This is a genomic window from Lentzea atacamensis, assembly GCF_003269295.1.
Classification (GTDB): Bacteria; Actinomycetota; Actinomycetes; order Mycobacteriales; family Pseudonocardiaceae; genus Lentzea; species Lentzea atacamensis.
On the sequence record NZ_QLTT01000004.1, the window covers coordinates 728518 to 753973 of the forward strand.

The following is a 25456-nucleotide window of genomic DNA, read 5'->3' on the forward strand; positions in this document are numbered from 1 at the left end:
GCGGAATCAGTCACGTGTCCATCTGGTTGGCTTTGGACGAGACTGAAACGACGGTTTTGGAGGCTTGCGGTGCTGGACCCGGAGAACCTGTACGAGGTGGACTCGGAGGTGCCAGACCTGACGGGTGCTGTGCTGCTGCATCACTTCGAGGGCTTCATGGACGCCGGTGCCGCGGGCCGCCTGCTCGCCGAGCACCTGCTCGAGACGCTCGAGAGCCGTGTCGTCGCCCGCTTCGACGCCGACAGCCTGATCGACTACCGGTCCCGCCGGCCGCTGATGACCTACGCGACCGACCACTGGGAGGACTACGCCACCCCCGAGCTGGTCGTGCACCTGCTGTGGGACAGCGCAGGTCACCCGTTCCTGCTGCTCACGGGCCCGGAGCCGGACCGGAGCTGGGAGGCGTTCGTGCTCGCCGTGCGGTCGCTGATCGACCGCTGGGGCGTGCGCCTGACCGTCGGTTTCCACGGCATCCCGATGGGCGTGCCGCACACGCGTCCGCTGAACGTCATCGGCCACGCGACCAGGCCCGAGCTCGTGTCGGAGTACCAGCCGTTCTTCAACCGGGTGCAGGTGCCGGGCAACGTGTCCGGCCTGCTGGAGTTCCGTCTCGGCCAGGCGGGCCACGACGCGCTGGGCTTCGCCGCCCAGGTGCCGCACTACCTCGCGCAGTCGCAGTACCCGACCGCGGCCGTGACGCTGCTGGACGCCGTCGCGCGGGCGACGGGCCTCGCGTTGCCGATCGGGTCGCTGATCGACGCGGCCCAGGCCGCGGACGCCGAGATCCACCGGCAGGTGGCGGAGTCGGAAGAGGTCGCCCAGGTGGTGGAAGCGCTCGAGCGGCAGTACGACGCTTTCATCCAGACTGTCGGGAACACCGACCTCCCCAGCGCGGACGAACTGGGGGCCGAGTTCGAGCGGTTCCTGGCCGAGCAGCAGCGTCCGCCGGACCACCTGTAGGAGCCTGAGATGGCCACCTGGAACGACGTGCGCCGGATCGCCACCTCCATGCCCGACGTGACGGAGCGGGTGCGGGAGGGCGTCGTCGACTGGAGGGTCAAGGACAAGCTGTTCGTGTGGGAACGCCCGCTGCGCAAAACGGACATCGCCGCGCTGGGCGCGTCGGCGCCGTCCGGGCCGATCCTCGCCGCCAGGGTGCCGGACCTGGGCGCGAAGGAGGCGCTGCTGGCCTCCGACGGCACGGTCTACTTCACGACACCGCACTTCCACGGATATCCGGCGATCCTGGTGCGGCTGGAGCACATCGAGGTGGGGGAGCTGGAAGAGCTGATCGTCGAGGCCTGGCACGCGCGGGCGAGGCGCCGCTAGTGGAGTTCTTCTGCTACCACCGGGATCGGCCCGGTTCGTTGCCGCTGCGCGAGAAGCTGACCGAGGAGCACTGGTCCTACATGGACCGGTTCGAGCTGATCGCCCGCGGCCCCACCTTCACCGGTGACGTGCTGACGGGCAGCGTGCACATCGTCGACGTGGCGTCTCCGGTTGAGGCCCGTGCGTTCGCGTTCGACGAGCCGAACTACCAGGCCGGCGCCTACCGCGACGTGCTCGTGCGCAGATGGCGCAACGTCCTGGGACGAACCATGTGGGACTTTCCCGGAGGCGGGGAAGGCGGCGGCCACCTGGTGCTCGGGTTCGGGTCGGGTGAGCCCGTGGACCTCGCCCCGGCGCGTGCGGAGAGCCTGATCGCGTACGGGCCGTTGCTGTCCGACGACGGCACGGCGTGGCTCGGTACGGCGGCGCTGGTCAGGTCCGCGGATCCGGCCGCGGTGCTCACCGTCGAACGGTATGCCGCCGTCGAGGTGCACGAGTGGGAGTTCGGCGGCCGCCGCTAGTAGCTGACGAACCGGTAGTGCAGCCCTGACCTGGACTCCTGCCACGCACCGACCGTCTTCGGCTCGCGGTCGATCTTCGGCGCGTACGTGTCGCCCTCGAAGTTCTCGCGGATCTCGGTCACCTCGAGGCGGTCAGCGAACGGCAGCGTGGCCGCGTAGACCGCCGAGCCGCCCATCACCCACAGGTCGCCGGTGACGTCCGCGAGCGCCTTCTCCAGGCTGCCGAACGTCTCGGCGCCCTCCTGCGGGGTGCGCGACAGCACCAGGTTGCGGCGGCCGGGCAGCGGGCGGAAGCGCGGCGGCAGCGACTCCCAGGTGCGGCGGCCCATCAGGACGGCCGAGCCCGCGGTGATCTCGCGGAAGTGCTTCATGTCCTCGGGGATGTGCCACGGGATGGCGTTGTCGCGGCCGATGACGCCGTTGGCCGCCTGGGCCCAGATCAGGCCGATCACACCGCCACCGGGGCCTTGATGCCGGGGTGCGGGTCGTAGCCGGAGATCGTGAAGTGCTCGTAGGTGTAGTCGAAGAGGCTGTCGGCCGGCGCGAGCGTCAGCGCCGGGAACGGCCGGGCCTCGCGGCTCAGCTGCAGCTCGACCTGCTCCACGTGGTTGTCGTAGATGTGGCAGTCGCCGCCGGTCCAGATGAAGTCGCCGACGCCGAGACCGGTCTGGGCGGCGATCATGTGCGTCAGCAGGGCGTACGACGCGATGTTGAACGGCACGCCGAGGAACAGGTCCGCGCTGCGCTGGTAGAGCTGGCACGACAGCTTGCCGTCGGCCACGTAGAACTGGAAGAACGCGTGGCACGGGGGCAGCGCCATCTGCGCGATCTCGCCGACGTTCCAGGCGGACACGATGATCCGCCGGGAGTCGGGGTTCTCCCGCAACGTGCGCAGCACCTCGGCGATCTGGTCGACGTGGCCGCCGTCCGGGGTCGGCCACGAGCGCCACTGCACGCCGTAGACCGGGCCGAGCTCACCGTCAGGGGAGGCCCACTCGTCCCAGATCGTCACGCCGTGGTCCTGGAGCCACTTCACGTTGCTGTCGCCGCGCAGGAACCACAGCAGCTCGTAGGCGATCGACTTGAAGTGCACCTTCTTGGTGGTGATCAGCGGGAAGCCCGCCGCGAGCGGGTAGCGCAGCTGATGGCCGAAGATCGACCGCGTGCCGGTGCCGGTGCGGTCTTCCTTGCGCACGCCCTCTTTCAGGACGTGCAGGAGGAGGTCTTCGTACTGCGTGTCGGCCATACGGGTGAGCCTAATCTAGAAGCGCGCGGTGTCCGGGCCGAGCCCGAACCGCACCATCGAGTACGTCTCCAGCAGTCGGCGGGACACGATCGTGTGCTGGTTCGCGACGTGGGCGTCACGCAGACATCGTTGCAGCGCCGACGACTCGAACACGGACGTGCCGCCGCCCAGCGCGAACGCCTTCTGGGTCACCTCGGTGGCCTCGGCGGACGCGAACGTGCAGGCGAGCCGCAACCGGCCCTTGACGGCGTCCGGCACCTCCGAACCGGCCACGGCCAGCTCCCAGGCCGCGCTCAGCTCATCGGCGAGGAACGCGCGGGCGGCCGAGAGCCTGGCCTCCATCAGAGCGACGTCGATCTGGACTCCGGTCTGGTCGGCGAGGCGTTTCGACGCGTGCTGCGGAGTCTTCTCGACGGCCAGCGCCACGATCTCGTCGATCGCGCGCCGCGCGACGCCCAGGCTCACCGAGGCAACGCCGGCGGCGAGGAAGCAGAAGAACGGGAAGCGGGGGAGCGGGCCGTTGGTGCCGGGGGCTGTCACGCCCGGCAGCGCGGTCCGGCCGGCCGGGACGAAGGCGTCCGTGACGGAGAACTCGTGCGAACCGGTGGCGCGCAGGCCGGAGACGTACCAGGTGTCGTGGATCGTCACGTCCGAACGCGGGTACACGGCGAGACGCGGGCCGTCTGGCGTGAGGCTTCCGCCGATGACCCACTGACTGTGCTGGACCGCACTGCCCCAGCCCCATCGGCCGGACACGCGGTAGCCGCCGTCCGCGGGCTCACCACGTCCGATCGGTGCGGCGGTGCCCGCGATCAGCGCGCGCGGATCGCCGAAGATCTCGTCCGCGGCGGCCACCGGCAGGAACCAGGCGAGTGACGACGAGATGGTGGTCGTCATCACGGTCCAGCCCGTCGAGGCGTCCGAGCACGACAGGTTCTGGATCTCCCGGCTCCACTCGGGCAGGCCGAGTTCGAGGCCTCCGTGGCGCTCCGGCAGGAGCATCCGGTGCAGACCGTGGTCGACCAGTGCGGTCACCACCGGCTCGGTGAGGGCGCGCTGCTGCTCGGCCAGCGGTGCTTCGGAGCGGATCAGGGCGTGGAGATCCATGCGGGCGATCCTGCCGGGCGGGCTACAGCTTGGCGAGCGCCTCGACGAGCGGCTTGAGCTCCGGGATGCCCTCGGCCTCCTCCAGCGACGCCGCCAGGGCCTGGTCGTGAGTGGGACGGGCGAGGGCGAGCAGTTCGTGGCCCTTCTCGGTGACCTCGGTGTAGATGCCGCGGCGATCCGTCGGGCAGAGGTAGCGGGCGAGCAGGCCGCGGTCTTCCAGGCGCGTGACCAGGCGCGTCGTGGCCGACTGGCTGAGCACCACGGCGTTGGAAAGCTGGTTCATCCGGAGGTGGAAGCCGTCCTGGCGGTTGAGGACGTCGAGAACGGTGTACTCGCTGACGGAGAGTTCGTGCGCCTTCTGCAGGGCTCTCTCGAGGCGGTCCTCGATGCGCGCGTGCAACGCCGCGAGCGTGCGCCAGCCCTGAGCGCGCGCCTGGACGGCGTCGTCGTCCAGTGACATAGGTCAACCCTTCTCGAATAGACAGCGTCTGCAACTATTGCGTACGCTCGTTATCGTCCTCAACAAGTCTACCGGGGAGAGACATGGATCTGTCTGGACGCACGGCGCTTGTGACGGGCTCCACCTCCGGCATCGGCTTCGCGACGGCGGAGGCGCTGCTCAAGGCGGGTGCGAAGGTCTTCGTCACCGGCCGCGGCGAGGAGCGGGTGGCGGAAGCCGTCGGCAAGCTCAGCGGCCACGGTGACGTGCGCGGCGTCGCGGCGGACATCGCGACCGCCGAGGGCGCCGCGGACCTGATCGAGCAGGTGCCGGACGTCGACGTGCTCGTCAACAACATGGGCATCTACGGCGCGCAGCCGGTGTTCGAGATCGACGACGCCGAATGGCAGCGGTTCTTCGACACCAACGTCATGTCCGGCGTGCGGCTCTCGCGGCATTACACGCCGCGCATGGTCGAGCGCGGCTGGGGCCGGGTGATCTTCGTGAGCAGCGAGTCGTCCGTCTTCACGCCCACCGAGATGGTCCATTACGGCATGACGAAGACCGCACAGCTCGCGATCTCGCGAGGCATGGCGCAGGCCGTGAAGGGCACCGGCGTCACGGTGAACTCGGTGCTGCCCGGCCCGACTCTCACGCCGGGCGTCGAGGAGTTCATCCGCGACCGCGTCGGCGACGGCGGCGAGGCGGAGTTCGTCCGCACCGAACGCCCGACGTTGTTGCTGGGCCGCCTGATCCGCCCGCACGAGGTCGCGAACCTCATCACCTACGTCGCGTCGGACCTGTCGTCCGCGACGACCGGAGCCGCGTTGCGCGTCGACGGCGGCACCGCACCGACGCTGATCCCGTAAGCCAGAGTAAGGAAGATCGCTTGTGAACATCGTGAAGCTCAACAACGGCGTCGAGATGCCCCAGCTCGGTTTCGGTGTCTGGCAGGTGCCGGACGCCGAGGCCACGACCGCCGTCGCGGAGGCGCTGAAGGCCGGCTACCGCAGCATCGACACCGCCGCCGCCTACGGCAACGAGGGCGGCACCGGTGAGGCCATCGCGCGGTCCGGTGTGGACCGTGACGAGGTCTTCGTCACCACCAAGCTGTGGAACTCCGATCACGGGCACGACGCCACGCTGCGCGCGTTCGACGAGTCGGTGAAGAAGCTCGGGCTCGACGTGCTCGACCTCTACCTGATCCACTGGCCGATGCCCGCCCGTGACCTGTACGTGGAGACCTGGAAGGCGTTCGTGCAGCTGCAGAAGGAGGGCCGGGTCCGCGCGATCGGCGTCTCGAACTTCCAGCCAGCGCACCTGCGCCGCCTGATCGACGAGACCGGTGTGGTGCCCGCGGTCAACCAGATCGAGCTGCACCCGTACCTGCAGCAGGCCGAACTGCGCGAGTTCCACGCGAAGCACGGCATCCGGACCGAGGCCTGGTCGCCGCTCGGCCAGGGCGGTGAGCTGCTCGCCGACCCGGTCGTCACCGAGATCGCGGCACGCCACAGCCGTTCAGCGGCGCAGGTCGTGCTGCGCTGGCACCTGCAGCTCGGCAACGTCGTGATCCCGAAGTCCGTGACGCCGTCCCGCATCCGGGAGAACATCGCGGTGTTCGACTTCGAGCTGTCGGACGAGGAGATGGCCGCACTGTCCACTCTCGACCGCGGCGGCCGCATGGGGCCGAACCCGGACGAGTTCAACGAAGCCTGACGGAAGTACGAAGCCCCGGACCGCATGCTCGCGGTCCGGGGCTTCGCCGGCAACGGGCCTGCCTCCTGCTCCTAGGCCCGCATGACTGTGGCGATCGGGATGCGCGCCGCCCGGATCGCCGGGATGAGACCCCCCAGCACACCCGCGACGAGACCCGCGATCACCCCCGCGACGCCCGCCTCCCACGGGAAGGCGGTGCCCTGCAACGACGGGAAGCGGCTGCCGAACATCATCAGCGCGATCTGCAGACCCGCCACACCCGCGCCGATCGCCAGCGCCGCGGTCAGCAGACCGGTCAGCAACGTCTCGGCGAGCACGATGCCCGCGAGCAGCATGCGGGACATGCCCACCGCGCGGCGCAGCGCGAACTCCTCGACGCGTTCGCCGACCGTGGCGAGACCGACGTTGAGGATGCCCGCGACGCCGATCAGCAGCACCAGGAACGCCATGCCGAGGAAGATCAGCCGCATGATCTTCAGCTGGGACTCCATGCGCTCCTTGGAGTTCACCGCGCGGAAGTGGAGCTGGCTCTGGTCGACGCCGGCCCCGACGAGCTTGGCCTTCAGCAGCTGCTGAAGGTCGTCGGAACCGGGCTGCAGGTACACCTCGAGGCCGGTGCCGCCGCCGCCGTACCGGTTGGCGTTGTTGGTTTCCGTCGCGGTCGGCATCCACGTGCGCAGCTCGTCGAGGCGCAGGTAGACGCGTGGCTGCATGTTGCCGTCCTGCACCACGCCGACGATCTGCGGTGTCACGTGGTGGGTGGCGCCCTCGATCATCATCTCGCCGGGGACGCGGTACTGCTGCAGACCCTTGGCGGCTTCCTCGTTCAGCACGATCCGGGGTGCGAGGGACGGCGCCGAGGTGAAGTCGAGCCAGCTGCCGGAGACGGGGCGGAACGGCTTGAACGGGCGGATGTCGCCGGTCAGCGCGACCATGCTGACCTCGATCGCCTGGCCGTCCGGCTTCTTCTCCTGCGGCTTCTGCTCGTGGCACACGCCGCCGACGTCGCAGATCATCGACGGACCGCCGTAGCTGCCGCCCTGGTTCGCGTACTCGAACGGCATGCCGCCCTCGTTGATCGGCCGCACACCCGGCTCACCGATGACCGCCTTCGAACTGATCATCGCCACCGCGTCGGTGCGGCCCTTGAACGTCGCCTCCACGATCCCCGGCGCACCCTTCTCACCGGGGATGTAACCCGTGACCGTGCCGTCCTTGCCCTCCTGGAGCTCGACGTCGGTGAGCATCGCGCGTTCGGCGATCTCGGAACCCGCCTGCACGGCCACGATCGCGAGGACGCCGAGGAACAGCGACACCATCGACAGGAACGTGCGCAGCTTGCGGGCGCGGATGCCCTGTCCGCCGATGACCAGGGCGGACCGCAGCTTGCCGGAGAACATCAGTTGAACCGCCCGTCGCGCAGCTCCAGCACGCGGCCCATCTTGCGCGCGTGGTCGTGGTCGTGCGTGACCAGCACGAGGCCGCAGCCCTGCCTGGTCGTGTTGAGCAGCACCTCGACGACGAGGTTGCCGGTCTCGGTGTCGAGCGCGCCTGTCGGCTCGTCGGCGAGGATCACGCGCGGCTGCCGCACGAGCGCGCGGGCGATCGCCACGCGCTGCTGCTCACCACCGGAGAGCCTGGAGGGCTTGGACTTCGCGAGGTGCGCGATGCCGACCTGCTCCAACGCCTCCATGACCTGCTGCTTGCGCTTGCGGCGCGACGACCAGCCTTGGCCGTTCACCAGCGCCATCGCCACGTTCTGCGCCGCGGTGAGGTGCTTGAGCAGGAAGAACCGCTGGAACACGAACCCGAACTCCGCGCTGCGCAACGCCGCGGCCTTGCGCTCGGGCAGCTTCGTGATGTCGTTGCCGTGCAGGAGGTACTGACCTTCGTCGGCGCGGTCGAAGAGACCGATGAGGCTCAGCAGCGTCGACTTGCCGGAGCCGGAACGGCCGAGGATCGCCACGCTCTGTCCTGGATGGACGGTGAGGTCCACACCGGACAGGATCGTGCGGGGTTCCTCTTGGCCCTTCAGCACTTTCGTGATGCCGTTGAGCTGCAGCAGCGGTGCCTGAACCTGGATCACGGGCGCCGTCATCACGGTCCCGTCGGCTTCTGCTGGTCGCCGCCCTGCTGCTGGCCCTCCGGCAGGTTCGGGCCGGGCACGGCGAGCTCCTCGTCACCGGTGAGGCCGGACTTGACCTCGATGACCTTGCCGTCGGTGAGGCCGAGCGTGACGTCGGTGGTGCGGCGCGAGCCGTCGGGCTGGATCACGTCGACCTTGCCCTTGCCCTGCTGACCCGCCACTGCCTCGACCGGAACGACCAGCGCCTGCGCCGACTTGCCGGTGGTGACCTCGATCGACGCGCTGGCGCCGTTGATCATCTGCACGTCCGCCGGTCCGGTGCACACGATGCGCAGGCCCGTGGAGGAGCTCGGCTGCTGCGGCTGTTCCGGCTGCTTGGGCTGTTCGGGCTGCTTGGGCTGGTCCGTCGGCGGGTTCTTGGTGTCCGGGGTCGGCGTGGGCTTCTCCGGGATGGTGCCCTGCGGCAGCGCGGCGATGGTGCCGAGCACGGTGCACGGGAACGGGCCGGGCCCGTTCTTGATCTGCACGGTGACGTCGGTCAGCGCGCCGCTGATCTTGTACGCCTGGGCGCCGTCGATGTCGCCCACGATCGCGTAGCCGACGTGCTTGGCCGACGCGATCGGCATGCCCGCCGTCACCGTCGCCTTGTCGTCGACGAGCCTGCCGCCGAACGTGGCACCGGCCGGGATCTCGACGTAGTTCGGTGCCCCGTCCTTCCACACCGTCGCGACCCTGGTGGGCTTGGTCGGAGTGCCGTTGGGCGCCTGCAGGTCGAAGTACCGCACCTGACCGGCGACCGGCGCGACGAGCCCGAACGTCGGGTTCATCTCGACCTTGCCGGAGATGCTGAGCTTGGTGGTGAGGTCCTGCCTGGTCGGCTTGACCTTGGTCATCGTCGTGCCGCGCGGCGCCAGCTCCGGGTTGGTCTTCTCCGGACCTGACGGACTGCACGCCGCCACGGCGACCGTGACCAGCGCGCACAGCGGCGCGAGAACGATTTTGCGCACGAATGTCCCCCATGTCGTTTCGACCAACCTACCGATAAGGACACCCGAAGAGACGGGGAGGTTGCATCGGACTTTCGGCCGATGTCGCATCGACCTGGTGGCCACGGGTATCCGGGTGTTGACCGGAAGGAGAGGACCTGTGAATGCGCTTGCCGTGGTGACCGGTGCGTCGAGTGGAATAGGTTACGAGCTCGCGAAAGTTTTCGCGGACAACGGCTTCGACGTGGTGGTCGTGGCTGAGGACGGAAGGATCGACGAGGCGGCCGCGCAACTGAGGCTGCGCAGTGGCGGTGTGCACGTCGAACCGGTGATCGCCGACCTGCGGTCCTTCGAGGGCGTGGAGTCGCTCGTCGCGCGTGTTCGCGTGATGGGACGCCCGGTCGACGTGCTCGCGGTGAACGCGGGCGTCGGCGTCGGCGGTGACTTCCTGCGCGACACCTCGCTCGGCGACAACCTGGAGATCGTGGACCTGAACGTGCGCTCGGCCGTGCACCTGGCCCATCGGCTGATCGGCGACATGGTGGACCGCAAGGAGGGCAAGGTGCTCTTCACGTCCTCGGTGGCCGCGACCGCGCCCGGCCCGTTCCACTCGGTCTACGCGGCCTCGAAGGCGTTTCTGGCGTCGTTCGCGCAGGGGCTGAGGGAAGAGCTGCGTGATACCGGGGTCTCCGTGACGACGCTCATGCCGGGACCGACCGACACCGAGTTCTTCGACCGTGCGGGCATGCAGGACACCAAGGTCGCCACGGGGGACAAGGACGACCCCGCGCAGGTCGCCCAGCAGGGCTTCGACGCGCTGATGAAGGGTGACGACCACGTGGTCGCGGGCTCGTTGATGAACAAGGTCCAGGCGATCGCCGGGAGGGTCGCACCGGACCCGGTGAAGGCGAAGATGATGCGCACGATGACAGAGCCTGGTTCGGCCGGCTCCTGATGGGTACTCGCGCGCCATGAGCCAATCGAATCCCATTCAGATCCAGAAGTACCTCTCCGGTGTGGACTACCCGGTGAGCAAGCGGCAGCTGCTGGAGAAGGCCCGCGACAACGGGGCCGGCCAGGACGTCCTGACCGCGCTCGAGAAGCTGCCGGAACGCGAGTACAACGGCCCGAACGGCGTCAGCGCGGAGGTTTCCGGAGCGTGAGGCGGATCTGGCAGGCGTACGGCGAGGGCAGGCCGCTGCCCGGCTACCTCCTCGCCATCGGCACATACGCGGCTCTGGCCGGCGTCGTATCGGCGGTCGGGCGCCTCACGGGCGTCCGGCTGCCCGAACGGTTCTCGCTGGGCGACACGGCGCTCGTCGGTGTCGCGACGCACAAGGCGAGCCGGTTGCTCACCAAAGAGGCGGTGACGAGCCCGCTGCGGGCTCCGTTCACCCGTTATGAGGAACCGGCGGGGCACGCGGAGCTCAAGGAGTCGCCCCGGTCGGACGATCCGGCGCGGCACGCGATCGGTGAGCTGCTCACGTGCCCGTTCTGCGCCGGCGTGTGGATCGCGAGCGGGCTCACCGCGGGTCTCGTGTTCGCGCCACGGGTCACGCGGCTGGTGGCGACGGCGCTCACGGCCGTCGCGGCGTCCGACGCGCTGAACCTCGTGTACGACAAGCTGAAGTCATGACTCCGGCTGGTGGCGGCCGCGCCGGCTCCCGTGGTAGGCCTGCTCCCGCAGCACGGCGAGCCAGTGCGGCGCCATCTCCATCTCCGGCGGCCGGTTGAGCACGGGGTCGAACGCCACCGGGGTCGTCACCGGCTTCTCGTGATGGAGCGTCACGTCCGCGATTCGGCGCCACTCGGCGTCCTTGCCCGACACGTGGAGCGTGAACCGGCCGGGCAGTTCGCCGTCGTCCGGCACGGCCATGAACCACAGCAGCTCGTCGCGGTACCGGTAGGGCGCCAGCGTGCCGAGCCTGGCGTCCCGCCAGTGCCGCACGAACTTCGGCAGCAAGCGCGTCCGCTGGCCGGTGCCGGTGCTGGACAGCAGCAGGTCCCAGTCACCGGACGCAGTCGGCACCCGCAACGCGAGGCCGAGCACGTCCGGTTTTCCCGGTCCGGTGCCCGCTCCCTTGGACAGGCGCGCGGTCACGGTGGCCGCTGCGGGAAACGGTTCGGTGCCGGTCAGCTCACCGGTCAGCTGGACGCCGCGCGGATGCAGCGCGCGGTCGTTCCTCACCCGGGCGATCAGGCGGAAAACAGTGGACAGCACATCCCGGTGTACCCGTGGGAAACACCGGGAAACGCGGTGTTTCAAGGTCCTACCACGAGCCGATTCCCGGATGGTGAGGCTGCTGAGAGCACCGGGCGTGTACGCGCCCCAGGACGACACCGCGCTGCTCGTCGAGGCCATGCACGCCGCGGCGATCCCGGTGGGCGCGCGTGTTCTGGACGTCGGCACCGGCAGCGGAGCGCTGGCGATCGCGGCGATCCGCGCGGGAGCCGCCGAAGTGACCGGTGTGGACGTGTCGCGGCGCGCGGTGTGGACGGCGCGGGTCAACGCGGCGCTGCGGCGGATGCCGTTGCGCGTGCGGCTCGGCAACGCGCTCGAGGTCGTGGCGGACGAGCAGTTCGACCTGGTGCTCGCCAACCCGCCGTACGTCCCGGCCGCCGGTTCCTGTGCGGCGCGCGGGCCCGCGCGGGCGTGGGACGCGGGGCTGGACGGACGACAGCTGCTGGACCCGTTGTGCGCAGGGATGTTCGGCCTTCTGGCGCCGGGCGGCGTGCTGCTGATGGTCCACTCCGCACTGTGCGGAGTGGACACGACGTTGCGGCAGTTGCGGGACAACGGCCTGAAGGCTTCGATCGTGCAACGCCGCCGGGTGCCGTTCGGGCCCGTCATGAACGGCAGGATCGGCTTCCTGGAGCGGCACGGCCTGATCGAGCCGGGCCAGCGGCACGAGGAACTGGTGGTGATCCGCGGTGACCGGCCAGAACGCTCCCAACCGGCGTGAGCGCAGGGTGACGGTGGTGCCGAACGGGCCGGTGCTCGTCGAGGGACCGGTCGAGCTCGTCACCGAGGACGGCGTGACGCACACCAGCGACCGGTTCGTGGTCGCGGTGTGCGCGTGCCGCCGCAGCAAGCGCTACCCGTTCTGCGACACCAGCCATCGCAGGCGCGTGCGCAGCGACGACTCGCCGGCGGCCCACGACGACAGCAGGTGATCGGCGAGGCGTGCTTCGAGCAGTTCCGTCGCCTGGATGCCGAACACCACGTCGGCGCGCAGCTTCGGCTCCTGCTCCAGCAGCGAGCCGATGACGTCACGCCGCATGATCTGCTCGTGCACGGCGTCGGCCTCGATGTGCTCGGTGAAGAACTCGACGCAGCGCGGGTCGGCCTCCAGGCGTTCGAGCGCCTGGGCCAGGCGGATCGCGCTCGGGGCGGTGGTGATCTCCGCGGCGGCGAAGTGGCCGACCAGCGCGCCGCGCAACGACCGGTGCAGGCCGAAGAGCGACATCATGTTGACGATCGCGATTGCCGGTGCCGGCACGTCGTCGAGGTAGTGCAGGTAGTCCGAGGACATACCGGCGCCCTCGAGCAGGTCGGCGTAGAGGCGGGAGTGCATCCGGTCGGCCCGGCCGCCGCCGAACTCGTCGAACTCCACCGCGACCAGTGCCGCCTTCGCCGTGCCGCGCAGCCTCGGGATCACCCACGCGTGCGGGTCGGCCTCCTTGTGGTGGTACACCGAGCGATGCGCGAAGTACTCGCGCATCTCGTCCCAGGTCCCGTGGTCCCGCAGGTGATGTGACACCCCGCTGCCGGGGAGGTGCTCGACCAGCAACGCGTCCAGCGCCGCGTCGAGGTCGTCCCCGCCGTCCACATCGGACCGCAACGCCGCCAGGAACGCCGTTTCGGCATGGGCGCGGAGCTTCAGCAGCTCCGGATCCCACTCCCAGGCCTCGTGCACGCCGTCGAAACCGCAGTAGTGCAGCTCGTACAGCACGTGCAGGGCGATGGTGAGGTCCTCGCCGTACGGGTCGGCGTCGGTGTACGGGATCGAACGGCCGTTCGGCGGACCGCCCAAGGTGTCGATGACGGTCTCGGACAGCGGCCCGCGGGGCGAGGGAAGCTTCACCACGTTCTCATACCCGCTGGTCGACGAGGTCATGCACGAGCTCGAGCTCGCCACGTTCCGCCAACGCCGGTGTGACGTGCTCCAGCAGTGCCTCCAGCAGCGCTGTCGCGGGCACCCGGCACTCCCGCCACGGATCCACCCCCGCGCCGTCCAAGCCGTACCGGGAAGCCGCCCAGACGGCCGCTGCGCACACGTCGTCACGCACCGGGCGTGGTTCATCGGCCACGGCCGCCGTGTGCACGAGAGCGCGAGACAGAGCCGCTTGCAGCATCGCGTCCTCGACGGTGGCCGCCGCGTCCGCCACGCGGAACTCCACGGTGGGCAGCTTCGGGGACAGCCGGGCGAGCCAGAACGACTGGGCGCGGTCCACCAGGGTGCCGCACGCGACCATGCGGGCGACGTGCGCGTCGTAGCCGGCGGCGTCCGCGAACACCGGGGCCACCCCGGAACCGGGAAAGCGGGACTGCTCGACCATGCGCCAGCTCGCGTAGCCGTTGCCGGCGGAGTTCGCCGACAGCGCCAGCAACGTCGGCAGCCACGGCCGGAGGTGGTTGAGGACGCGCACCCCGGTCTCCCGGTCGGGCACGCCGACGTGCACGTGGCAGCCGCAGGCCTCGTAGTGCTCGACGACACCCGCGTAGGTGTCGAGAACCCGGCGGAACCGCGGGTTGTCGTGCGACACGATCGGCTGCAGCGACGGTTTCACCGGCGTGCCACGGGAAACCAGCCCGAGGCCGGTCTCCTCGGCCGCCTTCGCGAGCATCGCACGCGCCTGCCGGAGCGCATGGCCCAGCTCGGCGACGCTCGTGCACGGACCGGTCGCCGCCTCCACCTGCGTGCTCGCGAGCTCGGCGTGGAACTTCGTCAGGTCGGTGTCCTGCACGCGCGCCAGCACGGCGTCCGCCCGTACCGCGGTACGGGCGGACGCCGTGTCGACGAGCAGGAACTCTTCTTCTACGCCAACGGTGTCAGCGCACTGCGGCACGCCGGCCAAGCGCGACTCCCAATCCGATCATGCCGAGACCGAGGACGAAGTGCAGCCAGTCGTCCGCGGTGTTGAGCGGCACGAAGTTGGCGGAGCTGGTCTTGTCGATCACGAGTCCGTACAGCCACAGCACGAGGTAGATCGCGCCGCCGCCGATCAGGAAGGCTCGCGCACCGGCGGCCGAGCGTGCGGCCAGGAAGCCCGCGACGCCGAACAGCAAGTGCACGATGTTGTGCAGAATCGACACCATGAAGATCCCGAGCAGCATGGCACCGGACTCATGACCGGCGAAGGTCATCTGGTCGTAGTTCGTGGTGATGCCCGGGATGAAGCCGAGCACTCCGACGAGTGCGAACACGGCCGCGACGACCAGGGCTGCCTGCTGGACCCTCGTGCGGGTGGAGACGTCGACCATCGAACTCACCTCGTGGTTTGGTCGTGAACGTGGTCGATCGACGGGCTACCCGGCGGGGGTGGACGCAAACCCTCGGCGGGTATTCGTGTCGGTATGGACGAGGTAACGATCCAGGCGCTCGGCAAGCTCAGCGCGGCCCTGGAGACCACCGAACGGGCACGCGGCCACCTCTACTCGTTCCACCAGCTCACCGGCACGGCGGACTTCATGCTCGATGAGGCGGTCGCGCTGCTGCGCCAGGCCGGCCACCACGAGCACGCGGACCGCGTGCAGGGGGAGCTGCTCGGCAGGAACGTGCTGCCGGGACGGTGGACCTTCGAGATCGTCGAGGAGTACGACGACACGTACTACGAGTGCTTCCGCGAGGTCGAGCGCGCCGCCAGGGACGCCTTGGCGGACGGCAGGCGCCACGACCTCGAAGCGCGCCTCAAACAGGAACGTCAGCGGCTCAGCGCGGCCGTGTCCTACAAGTCTCGTCCGCGATAGTCGCGTCCGAGAGGCTCATCGAACGGACTTGTAGGACACGGCCGCGGCGTACGCCGACAAGGACTCCCGGTCCGGCTGACCCGTCTTCGCGATGAGCGAGGCGACGTGCTTCTCCACCGTGCGCGGCGAGATGTGCAGGCGGGTGCCGATGGCCTTGTTGCCCATCCGGTCGGCGAGCAGCACGAAGACCTCGAACTCGCGGACCGTCACACCGTGCCCGCGCAGCTGTTTCGGCACCTGGTCCGTGCCGCTGCGGCGTTGCTGCACCGGCGCGCCCGCCTGCCGCAGCAGGCCCCGGCACGCCGATGCCACCGCCGGGATCCCCGCCTCGTGGAAGTACTCCTCCGCGGTGCGCAGCCACGTCACCGGATCACCCCACGCCGAGGCCTCCTGCGCGATCAGCCGCAGTCCCAGATGCCGTGCCATGGGGTAGAGGGCAGCGGCCTCCTGGGCGCTCTCGAACGCTTCCAGCGCTTCGGCGCCCCTGCCGTCGCGGCCGAGCAGGACGGCGCGGGCGAGGCCGGCGAACTGGCGGTTCCAGCGCATGCCGGCGGCACTCGACTTCGCCAGCACCTCGTAGTCGGACCAGCCGAAGCGGCCGTCCAGCACCGCGAGGAGCACCCGGATGCCGTGCGTGCCGGAGAGGTGGAACGTGGTGGGGTTCTGCGACTCCTTCGCCTCGGCGGCGTCGAGCTCCTGCGCCGCCAGCGCGTGGTCCTCTTCGAGCAGGGCGCAGAACGCGCGCGCAAGCCCGTGGCACAGCGGGATTTCCTGCGCGCCGCCCTTCGCCACCTCCTCGAACCTCGCGGTGGCGTCGTCGGTCTCCTGCCGGTTGCCGCGGTGCCCGGCGAGCGTTGCCTTCACCATCAGCAGATAACGGGTCAGCGCGTGGAACTGCAGCCGCGCGGTGGCCTGCAGGCAGCTGTCGATCTGCTCACCGGCCGTCTCGTAGGCGCCGGTCAGCACGTGTTGCAACGCCATGATGGCGTCGACGTTGTACGCCACGGTGATCGCGCCCGCCCGGCACGCCTCGTCGCGCACCCGGCCGAGCGCCGCCGTGCAGCCGGACGCGAGCCAGTCGTTGCCCGCCAGGCGAACCAGCGCGTAGATGTGCTGGATCGGCATCTGGTGCGCGTCCGCGAGCGCGCGGGCCTTGTCGAAGCACCTGTTGGCCTCGTCGAGGTCCTGCTCGCGCGCGATGATGCCGAGCAGCTGCCACGCCTCGCACGCCACCACCGGAAGCTCCGCCCGTGCCGCCGCGTCCGCCGCCTTCCTGGCGAGGCACGCAGCGGATTCGATCCGGTCGGCGCTCGAGATGTTCAGCGTGAGGTACGCCGAGTTGACGTCCAGCTGGGCGGTCAGCTCGTCCGGCGCCCCGGCGCCGAGCAGTGAGCGGGCGGCGCGGACCTGTTCCACTCCGTCGGTGAACCTGCCCGCCAGGTAGGCGACCCGCGCGAGTCGCGTGTGGAGCTTCGCGCGGCGCGGCCCGTCCAGGCCGCTGAGATCCGCGATCTCCCTCTCCAGCTCGAAGGCGCGTTCGAACTCGCCCGTCTCCGCCAGCGCGGGCAGGAGACTGTCGAGCACGTCGGCGCGCGCCTCGCCGGTGAGCAGCCGCTGCGCCCGGTCGAGCAACGTGACGGCCGACCCCGCCGCGCCGTTGCCCAGCGCGCGCTCACCGGCCTCGGCGAACAGCAGTCCCGCCTCGGCAGGCGATCCGGCGTCGAACCTGAGCTTCGCGACGAGCGGGCACCAGTCGCCGGTCAGGCCGGGGTGCAGATCCTCGACCGCGTCCGCCGCACGCCTGGACAGTTCCGCACGTTCGGTGGGCGTGAGCTGGGCGAGCAACGCGTCCGCGGTGAGCGGGTGGCGGAACGCGTACCAGTCCGGTGCGGGCTCGTCGGGTGTCACGAGCTGCGCGGCGACCCCGGCGTGCAGATGACTCAGCAGAGCCCGGTCGCCGGTGCCGGTCACCCGCTGCACCACCGAGAGCGGGAACCGGTGGCCCAGCACCGCGGCGATGGACAGCACCTCACGGCCCTGCGGCCCCAGCCGGTCGATGCGGTGGGCGACGCTGCGGACGAACGCCGCCGGCACCGGCAGCTTGAGCTCGCCGAGCACCTGCCAGCCCCGCGCGCCGGAGACGAGGAGGCCGCTGCTCACCATGCCGTGCAGCAGTTCCTCGACGAGGAACGGGTTTCCGGCGCTGTCCGTCCACAAGCGAGCGCACAGCTCCGCCGGGATCCGCTCGCTCTCCAGGCAGGCGGCGGTCATCCGCTCGACCTCCGCCCGCGTCAGCCTGCGCAGGTCCAGCTGGGCCGCCGCGCCGCGCTGCGCGATCCGGTGGATCAGCTCCAGCGCGTTGCCCGGCTCGGTGCGGATCGTGGCGAGCAGCAGAACCGGCTGGTCCTCCAGGTTGTCCGCCAGGTACTCGATGACCGCGAGCGTCTCGGCGTCGGCGTCGTGCAGGTCCTCCAGCACCAGCAGGCACGGGGTCTTGCGCGCGACGCTCGCCAGCAGCCTGAGCACCGCCTCCGCCAGCACCACCACGGATTCGGTTGTGGACCGGTGGTCGTGCCACTCCGGGATCAGAGTGCCCAGCACCGGTTTGTAGGGGCCGAGCGCGGAGTCGTCGGGCGGTTCGCCGCGGAACAGGGCGAGCAGGGCTTCGGCGATCGGGCGGAACGGCACCATCGGGCCGATGCTCGTGCCGCGCCCCTTGAGCACTCTGACGCCCGCGTCGTAGGCGTGGCCGGCGGCGTACCGGGCGAGCCGCGACTTGCCGATACCGGCCTCGCCGGTCAGGAAGATCGCGCCTCCCCGGCCGGCGCGTGTGCGATCGAGTGCCTCCACGAGAGCCGTGACCTCTCGATCTCGGCCGACCACGTGGGGCGCTCGGGTCTGCATGGCTGGACCTTAACGGCCTCGTGACGCCGTCCGGATCGGCTGCTCAGGCGTAATTCCGGGGCAATGGGGCCGGGCACCGCCCGGCCCCTCCACCGGTTTCGGGCCTCACACCACGCTGACGGTCGTGTCCGACAGCGCGGGGGTGAGGGACGCGAAGGCACCCGCCGCGAGTGTCAGTCCGGCCAGGGCACGGGCTCTCGCACCGGCGGACGACTTCGGCGCGAGCTCCATTTCCCCGATCACGTGCTCGACCGGCTCTGGCAGGGCGGCCGGGCGGTGCAGGGACTCGTTCATCGGATGTACTCCTCATCGGTTGGCGACAGGTTCGAGCAGCAGGATCGAGGGCACCGGAAACCCTTGGCGCAGCAGGCCGTGGCCGATGCCGGCCAGGCCGGTGAGCAGGCCCGGTGACGGAACGCCGCCGGGGGTGGCGCAGCGGGCGCCGTGTTCGTCCAGTGCTCCCAGCAACAGCGCCGTGCGGCGGGTCGCGGCGCCGGGGTGGCGGGCGGAAAGCGCTTCGACGACGCCGAGTTCGCCGTGGCAGAGACTCATGTCCCGCAACGGCTCCCTGGACGCGAGCACGGTGCACAGGCGGTCGTCGTCGCTTGCCATGGCGGCGCCGGCCAGGCCGGAGCACCAGCCGGTGTCGGTGGGGTCGATGGCGTCGCTCTCCAGGAAGGTTTGTCCTGCCACATCAATTGACTCGTCACAAACCGTTGCCGCGTAACGCCGCAGAGCCCATCCGATTCCCGCATGGCCCCGGGCGAACCCATTCGCCCGGCAAATCGCGCCACGTAGAACCGATGCGTAGTGATCGGCCAGAGCCAGCGACTCGGGCGTGCCCACGGCGAGCATCGCCGCGAGGGATCCCGCGACACCGTCCACCACGCTGAACGACGAGTCCTCCAGCGGCATCAGCGACACCGCCGTCGAAAGCAGGCCGGGGTCGAGGCCGAGCAACGGCGTCAGGCGCGCCAGGCCGTAGCAGATCCCGCCCAGGCCGTGGAACCCGCCACCCACCGCCGCGACCAGCCCGGGCGACGCGGCGAAGGAGGAGAGCAACGACCGCAACGGGCGGACGGCGTCCCGCGCGAAGTCGACGTACCGGGCGGCCCCGGTCAGCGCACCCAGTTCGGCGAGGAACAGTGCGACACCTGTGTAGCCGTTGGACAAACCAGCGCCGAGCGGTTGCACGGTCCAGTGCCGGTCGTCGACCAGCTCGAGCCCCAGCCAGTTCACCCGGTCCCGGCCCGTCACGGCGTGCGCGAGGATCTGGTCCGCGATCCCGCACGCGGCCACCAGCAGCCGCGCCGGATCGGGGTCCACCGCGGCGACGTGGCCGGGCAGGGCACCGCCGCTGTGATGGGACACCGGCCGCGGCCGGGACGCCAGCGACGCCGCGATCACCCACTGCTGGTCGTGCCGGTCGACCTCGCTCATCGCCGCGATCTTGCGTTCGACGGCGCGCAGCCCGGGCTCCGGCAGCATCCCCGGCAGCCGGAGCCCGGACGTGGTCCACAGGTCTCGCGACGACGGCCGACACGTGAACAGTGGCACGTCACCGTGCCACAGGTCGGCGACCTCGAACGGAACCAGCCGGTCGAGCAACGGGTCGTCGATGACCAGCACGCCGAACGCCAGATCGCGGTCCATCGCGTCGGCGAGCACGCTCGGATGGGTCGACTCGTCCAGCAACACGGCGTACTGACGGGTCGCACGCGCCACGAACCGCACCTCGTCGTCGGCACACGCGCGAACCAGCCGCAGCAGCTCGTCCCTGCCCGTCACGATCGCGTCGTAGCCCGCGCGGAACCCGGCCATCAGCGAGTCCTGGTAGTCGGCTGGCTCGGCGGGCACACCACCCAGCACCGGCCGGTTCGACGCCCCTGACGACTCACGAGGACGCCGCACGAGCCGCATCCGGTCCGTTCCGGCGTCGGCCCAGTCGACGACGTTCAACGGCGACAACACGCCGTGGTCGCCGCCCACACCGGACACGTCGGCGACGCCGTTGTCGCCCAGCAGCACGTGGGGGAGCAGCGCCGTGCGGTGCACGGACCTGGCCAGCGCCAGCGCGGCCGGATCGTCGGACGTCGCCGGTGTCGGGTGGAACAGCGTCTCGACGTCCACCAGCACCGGCTGGTCGCCACACGCGATGAGGTTCTCGTAGTGCATGTCCGTGCCGTCGACCGCGTAGAGCAGGGCCAGCAACGCCCCCAGTCGCCGGTAGAACTCCGCCACGCCGGCCACGTCCGCGCACGGTTCGCAACTCACGAACTCCAGCCACCCGTACCCGTCGCGGACGAGCAGCCGCGGCGAGCGGAAGCTGATTCCCGTTCGCGTGGAAAGCCAGTCGAGCTGGGCGGAGAAGTGCTCGTGCAACCCGACCGGGCGCGGCCGGTAGACCAGCCGGTCCCCGGACTCGAAGGTCAGCACCGCGACCGTGCGGCCCTGCTGGTGCGCGTCGCCCCGGTCCGTCTCGATCGACGCCAGCGTGCCGGGATCCCGCCCGCCGAAGATCACCCGCACGATCTCCGGGCGATCACGGGTGAAGCGCGACGACAGCTCGTGATGGGCGGAAACGGCCTGTTCGCAGGCCTGCGCGAGCAACCGCGCCAGCACCGGGTACCTGGCGAACAACGCCGGCAGGTCCAAGGTCCGCGTGAAGGAGGTGAACCGCTGCGCGCCGGTGTCCCCGGCCAGGGTGCCACGTGCCTTGTGCAGCTCCAGCACCAGCGTGCGGGCCGCGATCGCCACCAGGCGGCGGCCGAGCTGCTCGGCGAACGAGGCGTCGAACGGCGGCGCGACCTCGGTGCGGGCGGCGTCGATCAGCGGGCGCAACGCGTGGGCGAAAGCCGCCGTCCAGCTCTCGCTGGTGCTGGTCTCCGCCGGTGAGGTCACCGGCAGAACCTCGCACGCGCGTGCGGAGAGCACATGGGGGCCGAGCCCCCAGATTCTGCGCTGGACTCCGGCGGGACCTGAATATGGGGGACCGCACCCCATGTTCCGCCGCTCCACCCGCCTCCAGACTCGGGGACCGAGGGAGGGATCGGGCATGAGGGAGTTCGGGGAACTACTGCGCACGCACCGCATCCGGGCCGGGCTCACCCAGCAGCAGCTGGCCGACTTCGCGATGGTGAGCGTGCGGGCCATCCGCGACCTGGAGTGCGGCCGCACGAGGTCACCGCGCGCCGAGACGGTGCGCCTGCTCGCGGACGGGCTCCGGCTGGACGACGACAGCCGCGCGAACCTGCGGGAAGCCGGTGGCCGGCCGGCGGGACCGGTGTCGGTGGCGCCGCCCGCGCCGTCGTCGGCGATCGTGGGCCGCGAGGCGGAGCAGGCCGCGCTGCTCGACCTGTTCGCCGACGGAGGGCGCCTGGTCACGATCACGGGTGTCAGCGGGGTCGGCAAGACGCGGCTAGCGCTGGAGGTGGTGGGTGCGCTGCACTTCCGGCTCGGCTGGTCGGTGGCCTGGCTGCCGTCCTCGCGCACACCGCAGATCGACGACGGCCAGGACACCGTGCTCGTCACCGACCACCTCCCCGACACGGCGTTGCTGGACCGCCACCCGAGGCTGCGGGTCATCGTCACCTCGCTGGCACCGGCCGGGATCGTGGGTGAGCACGTCTTCCCGCTGGCGCCACTGGCCGACGAGGCCGCGGTGCGGCTGCTGGTGATGAACGTGCGGCGGGTGCGGCCGGGGTTCCGGCAGGAGGCCGGGAACTCCGCGGCGCTGATGGGCCTCGTGCGGGAGCTCGACGGGTTGCCGTCCGCGCTGGAGTTCGCCGCCGGGTGGTTCATGGTCTACTCGCCGCAGCACCTGCTGGAGCGGCTGCGCACCAACCCGCTCGACCCGACCTCCGCACACCTGCGCGACTCGCTGCGGCTGTCCCTGTCCACATTGGACGAGGAGGAACGCGCCGCGCTGACGCGGATGGCCGGCCGGGGTGAAGGGCAGGACGACCACGTCACGCGCGCGTTGAGCGTGCGTGGACTGGTTCGCCGCGCCGGACGCCGGTACGAGGTGCTCAACCTCGTGCGCGCGGCGGTGCTGGAACCGGTGTCAGGGCCACATTCCGCGGGGGGTGTGGCCCTGACCTGGCCTTGTTAGAACTGCGCCGTGAGGCACGCGAGGCGGTCGCCGGCGGTGCCCGCCTTGCCGTGCTCCGTGCTGGAGTGCGTGGCGTGGATGATGACGGCGTTCGCCTCGCCCTTGCGGAACTCCCAGTTCACCGTGGCCGTGGCGGTCGCGGCACCCCGCGCGTCGGTGGTGAAGTCGAGCCAGATCTCGTTCTGCGCGTTGGCGTACTTGGGATCCACGCTCGGCGTGACCGGGTCCTTCTCGTTCTGGTAGTGCGGACCGGAGTCGGCGGGCTTGGCGCCGCACGGCTTGGTGTGCACGTGCGAGCCGTACTTCGTGCCCGGCTGCAGGCCGGACACCTTCAGCTCGACCGTCGTCCGTCCACCCGCGACGGAAGAGCCGGTGGAGAGCTTGGCGCCCAACGGGATCCGCTTGACGTCGTAGGTGATTCCCTTCGGCTGGTCACCGGACGCGGCCGGGCCGGCGACCTCGGTCTCGGCCACCGGCTTGACGGCGGGAGCGGCGGGGGTCTCGCCGGAACAGGCGGTCGCACCGGTGAGCAGGGCGGCACCCACGAGGGCCGCGACGGTCGTGCGCATGGTTCTCCTTGTGTCAGCTGCGTTCCAGGTTCCCACCCCCACCACGTCCACCATCGGGTGACCGGTTCAGATCAATCGAGACGAGGTCGCGGAACGCGTCTTGATAGGCCGCGCACAGGTGATAGCCGCCGTGAGTCTCCACTTTGTCCGGAGACCCGTTCGTCTCGCTCGCGCGGCGGTCGAGCGGGTTGGACTCCCAGCCGTGCACCGGGAAACCGAGGTAGTCGGTGCGGCGCCACAGGTTGATCCAGCTCGCGCCGAGGAGCGCGCTCAGCCCGCGATCCGGTGTGGCACCGGGACTCCGCCGCCACGGGTCGCGCGAGAACATCGCGCCCGCACGCACTTCCGGTGTGCCGAGCACGGCCGGGCCGAGCAGCTCGGGGAAGATCCGCCCGAAGTACGGCCGCAGCTGCACGCCGTAGGTCAGCAGCTGCGTGCGTTCGAGGTACCCCTCCGGCAACGCGTACAGCGCCGCGACCGCCAGCACGGCGCCCAGGCTGTGCGCGGACAGCACCACCCGGTTGTCCGGCGACTCGTCCAGGAACTCGCGGGTCCGGTCGGCGATCTCCGGCACCGCGCGTTCCGCGTAGCAGGGCGGCGCGAACGGATGCGCGGTGCGCGGCAGGAAGCACATCAGGTCCCACAGCAGGCCGAGCGGGCGCCGGTTGGTCAGCATGCCGGCGCCGACGAACGAGCCGATCACCGCGACTCCGGCGAGCCCGGTGACCCAGTCGCCCTTGCCCACCATCCACGTGACGCCCCACCACCCCGTCCAGGACGGCGAGGCGAACGTCAGGTAGCACGTGAGGACCAACGCGAGCACACCGAGCGTCGACAGCACACCGACGACGTTCTCGGCCCGGTGCGTGACGGCGACGACGTGCCGCACCCGCACGACGAGCACCTCGGCCTCGTCGTCGAGCAGGGCGGGCTTGGTCAGCCGCGACAACAACGCCAGCGCCTGCGCGATCACCAGCAGCACCAGCGGAACCAGTGCCACCGCGAAGGCCGCGCTGAACCACGAGTAGAACGACGGAACCCGCAGTCCCGTCCCCACCCAGCCGCGGAACGTCAGCACCAGCACCGCCGCCAGCATCACCGACGTGGTCAGCGACAACCCCAGCAGCACGCCGGGTCCGGCGCCGCGCCAGGCCTGCCACTCGTCGCCGGACCGCGGCCGCGCCCGCCACGCGAGCACCCCGCCGGCCACCACGGCGCCGATCCAGGCGAGCGGGAACCAGTAAGTGGCAACCATGAACGCCACGAACAGCACGAGCAGCGCCAACGGGCCCTTGGCGTCGTTGCGCCGCCACGACCACGCCGCCAGCACCGAGCCGAGCAGCGCCACCGTGACGACCGGCGGTCCCCACGAGGCCAGCCAGAGCGGCCCTTCGAAAACGGGTGCGAACCCGTAGAGCCCGAACCCGTGCACCACCAGGACGAGCACGGCCGCGACCACCAGCAGCCACGACCACAGGCCGCCCTTCTCGGTCGACGGCACGTCCGGGCAGTCCGTCGCCGTCACGACCACCCGGCCCACGACCACCGCCAGCAGACCGGCCGCGAACACGGTGAGCACCAGGAAGAACGCGTGCTGTAGTTGCTGGGCGCTCGTCACCAGCGTGACCACGCAACACCCGGCCGCGAGGTGCAGCCGGGTGAGCCGGCGGATCCGCGGGCTGCCCTCCCACATCGACGACCGGCTGAGCATCACGCCCGGCCGCCGCACCGGCGTGCGCCGCATCGTCGCCATCTCGTACCTGCTGCGGGACAATGAGGTCAGCGCCAGCAGGCCGAAGAGCAGCAACATCGGCACGGCCGACGCGGCGAGCACCCTGACGTGCCGCGCGGGATCGCCGAGCAGGTCCATGAACTCCGGCAGCCGCTTGCAGGTGGTGCCCGGCAACGAGCACTGGATCGCGTACACGTCGATCGCGACCTCGCACACCGCGAGCACCAGCAGCACCGTGAGCCCGAGCCCGAACAGCCGCGTGCTGGCGGCACCGCGCCCGGCGTTCCACCACACCATCCGCCTGGTCGCCGGCATCGAGTCGTCGGGAAGTTTGCGGGACCAGTAGGCGACGTTCGCGAGCCCGAACGGCAGCAGCAACGCCCATCCGATGCGCCCCAACGCGTTCGCGAGCACGGACGGCACCCCGCTGCCCGGCACGCCCGGGCTGCTGCGCGCCATGCCGCCCCACGAGTACGCCTCGCGACGCACGCCGCCGGGCACCCGTCCGGCGTGCACCGGTGGCAGTTCGGCGACCTTGTCCGGCTTCGGCCGCCAGAAGCTGCCGAACCGATCTCCCCGGAACTGTTCGACGGCGTGGTCGGGAAGGGCCAGCATCGCGTCCGGGGGCGTGTTGTTGACCCCGTGGATGCGCAGTTCGAGGGTGCGTGGACTCATCGCCGGCCTCCCTTTACTCCGGTTGTCGTCCTGTCAGCTGCTCCGGTTAGCGGCCGAACGGGTG

Annotated in this window: 28 protein-coding genes; 12 read left to right on the forward strand and 16 right to left on the reverse strand. The window is 70.5% G+C overall.

The features are described from left to right. Positions 1-69: 69 nt before the first annotated feature. The 3 genes from C8D87_RS22335 to C8D87_RS22345 are packed head-to-tail and all read left to right on the forward strand — an operon-like array spanning position 70 to position 1850. Positions 70-960, forward strand: coding sequence for a proteasome assembly chaperone family protein (locus C8D87_RS22335; RefSeq protein ID WP_233439840.1), 891 nt, complete (start codon positions 70-72; stop codon positions 958-960). A gap of 9 nt (positions 961-969) precedes the next feature. Next, on the forward strand, positions 970-1329 hold the full coding sequence (locus C8D87_RS22340; protein ID WP_109638627.1) for an MmcQ/YjbR family DNA-binding protein: 360 nt from the start codon (positions 970-972) through the stop codon (positions 1327-1329). Further along, positions 1329-1850 carry a YciI family protein gene (locus tag C8D87_RS22345; protein WP_109638628.1) on the forward strand — a complete coding sequence of 174 codons (522 nt, stop codon included), beginning with the start codon at positions 1329-1331 and terminating at the stop codon, positions 1848-1850. The genes C8D87_RS22340 and C8D87_RS22345 overlap by 1 nt, the downstream gene beginning before the upstream one ends. Here C8D87_RS22345 and C8D87_RS22350 read toward each other — a convergent pair. From C8D87_RS22350 to C8D87_RS22365, 4 genes are read right to left on the reverse strand one after another with little or no spacing between them, the layout of a single operon-like run. Beyond that, entirely contained in the window at positions 1847-2302 is a 456-nt protein-coding gene (locus tag C8D87_RS22350) for a dihydrofolate reductase (RefSeq protein WP_112228202.1), read from the reverse strand. The genes C8D87_RS22345 and C8D87_RS22350 overlap by 4 nt on opposite strands. Continuing rightward, entirely contained in the window at positions 2299-3096 is a 798-nt protein-coding gene (locus C8D87_RS22355; RefSeq protein ID WP_109638630.1) for a thymidylate synthase, read from the reverse strand. The genes C8D87_RS22350 and C8D87_RS22355 overlap by 4 nt, the downstream gene beginning before the upstream one ends. Before the next feature lie 15 nt (positions 3097-3111). After that, on the reverse strand, positions 3112-4203 hold the full coding sequence (locus C8D87_RS22360) for an acyl-CoA dehydrogenase family protein (protein ID WP_112228203.1): 1092 nt from the start codon (positions 4201-4203) through the stop codon (positions 3112-3114). 22 nt (positions 4204-4225) lie between these two features. Continuing rightward, on the reverse strand, positions 4226-4663 hold the full coding sequence (locus C8D87_RS22365; protein ID WP_109638632.1) for a MarR family winged helix-turn-helix transcriptional regulator: 438 nt from the start codon (positions 4661-4663) through the stop codon (positions 4226-4228). Positions 4664-4746: 83 nt separating this feature from the next. On the opposite strand from C8D87_RS22365, the gene C8D87_RS22370 reads away from it, so the two are divergent. Both C8D87_RS22370 and C8D87_RS22375 read left to right on the forward strand, forming a co-directional pair. Beyond that, on the forward strand, positions 4747-5511 hold the full coding sequence (locus tag C8D87_RS22370) for an SDR family NAD(P)-dependent oxidoreductase (RefSeq protein WP_112228204.1): 765 nt from the start codon (positions 4747-4749) through the stop codon (positions 5509-5511). Between the two features lie 55 nt (positions 5512-5566). Further along, entirely contained in the window at positions 5567-6358 is a 792-nt protein-coding gene (locus C8D87_RS22375) for an aldo/keto reductase (protein ID WP_112228283.1), read from the forward strand. A 71-nt stretch (positions 6359-6429) separates the two neighbouring features. On the opposite strand, the gene C8D87_RS22380 is transcribed toward C8D87_RS22375, so the two are convergent. Genes C8D87_RS22380 through C8D87_RS22390 form a run of 3 tightly spaced genes read right to left on the reverse strand, consistent with a single transcriptional unit; the run spans position 6430 to position 9451 of the window. Then, positions 6430-7758 (reverse strand): ABC transporter permease, encoded by a 1329-nt coding sequence (locus C8D87_RS22380; RefSeq protein ID WP_170166535.1) that lies wholly within the window; start codon positions 7756-7758, stop codon positions 6430-6432. Continuing rightward, a complete protein-coding gene (locus tag C8D87_RS22385; protein WP_109638635.1) occupies positions 7758-8456 on the reverse strand; it encodes an ABC transporter ATP-binding protein in 699 nt (232 codons plus the stop codon). The genes C8D87_RS22380 and C8D87_RS22385 overlap by 1 nt, the downstream gene beginning before the upstream one ends. Next, positions 8456-9451 carry an efflux RND transporter periplasmic adaptor subunit gene (locus tag C8D87_RS22390; protein WP_109638636.1) on the reverse strand — a complete coding sequence of 332 codons (996 nt, stop codon included), beginning with the start codon at positions 9449-9451 and terminating at the stop codon, positions 8456-8458. Before C8D87_RS22390 ends, C8D87_RS22385 begins: the two co-directional genes overlap by 1 nt. A gap of 139 nt (positions 9452-9590) precedes the next feature. Here C8D87_RS22390 and C8D87_RS22395 point away from each other — a divergent pair, with 139 nt between their 5' ends. Genes C8D87_RS22395 through C8D87_RS22405 form a run of 3 tightly spaced genes read left to right on the forward strand, consistent with a single transcriptional unit; the run spans position 9591 to position 11066 of the window. Further along, positions 9591-10385, forward strand: a complete 795-nt coding sequence (locus C8D87_RS22395) for an SDR family NAD(P)-dependent oxidoreductase (protein WP_112228206.1) — start codon at positions 9591-9593, stop codon at positions 10383-10385. A 16-nt stretch (positions 10386-10401) separates the two neighbouring features. Continuing rightward, the gene (locus C8D87_RS22400; protein WP_112228207.1) at positions 10402-10593 is read left to right on the forward strand and encodes a DUF2795 domain-containing protein; all 192 of its coding nucleotides are present in this window, start codon (positions 10402-10404) and stop codon (positions 10591-10593) included. Beyond that, positions 10590-11066, forward strand: a complete 477-nt coding sequence (locus C8D87_RS22405; protein WP_112228208.1) for a DUF1360 domain-containing protein — start codon at positions 10590-10592, stop codon at positions 11064-11066. The genes C8D87_RS22400 and C8D87_RS22405 overlap by 4 nt, the downstream gene beginning before the upstream one ends. On the opposite strand, the gene C8D87_RS45245 is transcribed toward C8D87_RS22405, so the two are convergent. Continuing rightward, positions 11061-11618, reverse strand: coding sequence for a hypothetical protein (locus C8D87_RS45245; RefSeq protein WP_146771828.1), 558 nt, complete (start codon positions 11616-11618; stop codon positions 11061-11063). The genes C8D87_RS22405 and C8D87_RS45245 overlap by 6 nt on opposite strands. 106 nt (positions 11619-11724) lie before the next feature. On the opposite strand from C8D87_RS45245, the gene C8D87_RS22415 reads away from it, so the two are divergent. Continuing rightward, positions 11725-12393, forward strand: coding sequence for a HemK2/MTQ2 family protein methyltransferase (locus C8D87_RS22415; RefSeq protein WP_112228284.1), 669 nt, complete (start codon positions 11725-11727; stop codon positions 12391-12393). Further along, entirely contained in the window at positions 12362-12604 is a 243-nt protein-coding gene (locus C8D87_RS22420) for a CDGSH iron-sulfur domain-containing protein (protein WP_112228210.1), read from the forward strand. Before C8D87_RS22415 ends, C8D87_RS22420 begins: the two co-directional genes overlap by 32 nt. Here the strand turns inward: C8D87_RS22420 and C8D87_RS22425 are convergent. Genes C8D87_RS22425 through C8D87_RS22435 form a run of 3 tightly spaced genes read right to left on the reverse strand, consistent with a single transcriptional unit; the run spans position 12526 to position 14915 of the window. Continuing rightward, positions 12526-13548, reverse strand: a complete 1023-nt coding sequence (locus C8D87_RS22425) for an iron-containing redox enzyme family protein (protein WP_112228211.1) — start codon at positions 13546-13548, stop codon at positions 12526-12528. The genes C8D87_RS22420 and C8D87_RS22425 overlap by 79 nt on opposite strands. Beyond that, positions 13523-14500: a carboxylate-amine ligase gene (locus C8D87_RS22430; protein ID WP_233442240.1), complete on the reverse strand. Its 978-nt coding sequence runs from the start codon at positions 14498-14500 to the stop codon at positions 13523-13525. The genes C8D87_RS22425 and C8D87_RS22430 overlap by 26 nt, the downstream gene beginning before the upstream one ends. Beyond that, positions 14484-14915 (reverse strand): DUF4383 domain-containing protein, encoded by a 432-nt coding sequence (locus C8D87_RS22435; protein ID WP_109638644.1) that lies wholly within the window; start codon positions 14913-14915, stop codon positions 14484-14486. The genes C8D87_RS22430 and C8D87_RS22435 overlap by 17 nt, the downstream gene beginning before the upstream one ends. Positions 14916-15008: 93 nt before the next feature. On the opposite strand from C8D87_RS22435, the gene C8D87_RS22440 reads away from it, so the two are divergent. Further along, entirely contained in the window at positions 15009-15401 is a 393-nt protein-coding gene (locus C8D87_RS22440) for a hypothetical protein (protein ID WP_215732423.1), read from the forward strand. Positions 15402-15416: 15 nt separating this feature from the next. On the opposite strand, the gene C8D87_RS22445 is transcribed toward C8D87_RS22440, so the two are convergent. The 3 genes from C8D87_RS22445 to C8D87_RS22455 all read right to left on the reverse strand — a co-directional run bounded on the left by C8D87_RS22445 (position 15417) and on the right by C8D87_RS22455 (position 21206). Further along, entirely contained in the window at positions 15417-18305 is a 2889-nt protein-coding gene (locus C8D87_RS22445) for a helix-turn-helix transcriptional regulator (protein WP_112228214.1), read from the reverse strand. Positions 18306-18410: 105 nt separating this feature from the next. After that, the gene (locus tag C8D87_RS22450; protein ID WP_109638647.1) at positions 18411-18599 is read right to left on the reverse strand and encodes a hypothetical protein; all 189 of its coding nucleotides are present in this window, start codon (positions 18597-18599) and stop codon (positions 18411-18413) included. Positions 18600-18611: 12 nt separating this feature from the next. Further along, entirely contained in the window at positions 18612-21206 is a 2595-nt protein-coding gene (locus C8D87_RS22455; protein WP_233442234.1) for a type 2 lanthipeptide synthetase LanM family protein, read from the reverse strand. 154 nt (positions 21207-21360) lie between these two features. Here C8D87_RS22455 and C8D87_RS22460 point away from each other — a divergent pair, with 154 nt between their 5' ends. Next, complete coding sequence (locus C8D87_RS22460) at positions 21361-22416, forward strand: helix-turn-helix domain-containing protein (protein ID WP_112228216.1); 1056 nt, start codon at positions 21361-21363, stop codon at positions 22414-22416. On the opposite strand, the gene C8D87_RS22465 is transcribed toward C8D87_RS22460, so the two are convergent. Both C8D87_RS22465 and C8D87_RS22470 read right to left on the reverse strand, forming a co-directional pair. Next, positions 22413-22985 (reverse strand): superoxide dismutase family protein, encoded by a 573-nt coding sequence (locus C8D87_RS22465; RefSeq protein WP_112228217.1) that lies wholly within the window; start codon positions 22983-22985, stop codon positions 22413-22415. The two genes, C8D87_RS22460 and C8D87_RS22465, sit on opposite strands and share 4 nt — an antisense overlap. 13 nt (positions 22986-22998) lie before the next feature. Beyond that, positions 22999-25392, reverse strand: a complete 2394-nt coding sequence (locus C8D87_RS22470) for a hypothetical protein (RefSeq protein WP_112228218.1) — start codon at positions 25390-25392, stop codon at positions 22999-23001. Between the last annotated feature and the right edge of the window lie 64 nt (positions 25393-25456).

Excerpts from the sequence above, each read along its gene's own strand:
- C8D87_RS22360 (WP_112228203.1), bottom strand. The coding sequence starts at position 4,203 with ATGGATCTCCACGCCCTGATCCGCTCCGAAGCACCGCTGGCCGAGCAG.
- C8D87_RS22440 (WP_215732423.1), top strand. The coding sequence starts at position 15,009 with ATGGACGAGGTAACGATCCAGGCGCTCGGCAAGCTCAGCGCGGCCCTG.
- C8D87_RS22365 (WP_109638632.1), bottom strand. The coding sequence starts at position 4,663 with ATGTCACTGGACGACGACGCCGTCCAGGCGCGCGCTCAGGGCTGGCGC.
- C8D87_RS22375 (WP_112228283.1), top strand. The coding sequence starts at position 5,567 with ATGCCCCAGCTCGGTTTCGGTGTCTGGCAGGTGCCGGACGCCGAGGCC.
- C8D87_RS22340 (WP_109638627.1), top strand. The coding sequence starts at position 970 with ATGGCCACCTGGAACGACGTGCGCCGGATCGCCACCTCCATGCCCGAC.
- C8D87_RS22470 (WP_112228218.1), bottom strand. The coding sequence starts at position 25,392 with ATGAGTCCACGCACCCTCGAACTGCGCATCCACGGGGTCAACAACACG.
- C8D87_RS22380 (WP_170166535.1), bottom strand. The coding sequence starts at position 7,758 with ATGTTCTCCGGCAAGCTGCGGTCCGCCCTGGTCATCGGCGGACAGGGC.
- C8D87_RS22435 (WP_109638644.1), bottom strand. The coding sequence starts at position 14,915 with ATGGTCGACGTCTCCACCCGCACGAGGGTCCAGCAGGCAGCCCTGGTC.
- C8D87_RS22465 (WP_112228217.1), bottom strand. The coding sequence starts at position 22,985 with ATGCGCACGACCGTCGCGGCCCTCGTGGGTGCCGCCCTGCTCACCGGT.
- C8D87_RS22460 (WP_112228216.1), top strand. The coding sequence starts at position 21,361 with ATGAGGGAGTTCGGGGAACTACTGCGCACGCACCGCATCCGGGCCGGG.
- C8D87_RS22370 (WP_112228204.1), top strand. The coding sequence starts at position 4,747 with ATGGATCTGTCTGGACGCACGGCGCTTGTGACGGGCTCCACCTCCGGC.
- C8D87_RS22445 (WP_112228214.1), bottom strand. The coding sequence starts at position 18,305 with ATGCAGACCCGAGCGCCCCACGTGGTCGGCCGAGATCGAGAGGTCACG.
- C8D87_RS22385 (WP_109638635.1), bottom strand. The coding sequence starts at position 8,456 with ATGACGGCGCCCGTGATCCAGGTTCAGGCACCGCTGCTGCAGCTCAAC.
- C8D87_RS22400 (WP_112228207.1), top strand. The coding sequence starts at position 10,402 with ATGAGCCAATCGAATCCCATTCAGATCCAGAAGTACCTCTCCGGTGTG.
- C8D87_RS22355 (WP_109638630.1), bottom strand. The coding sequence starts at position 3,096 with ATGGCCGACACGCAGTACGAAGACCTCCTCCTGCACGTCCTGAAAGAG.
- C8D87_RS22425 (WP_112228211.1), bottom strand. The coding sequence starts at position 13,548 with ATGACCTCGTCGACCAGCGGGTATGAGAACGTGGTGAAGCTTCCCTCG.
- C8D87_RS22450 (WP_109638647.1), bottom strand. The coding sequence starts at position 18,599 with ATGAACGAGTCCCTGCACCGCCCGGCCGCCCTGCCAGAGCCGGTCGAG.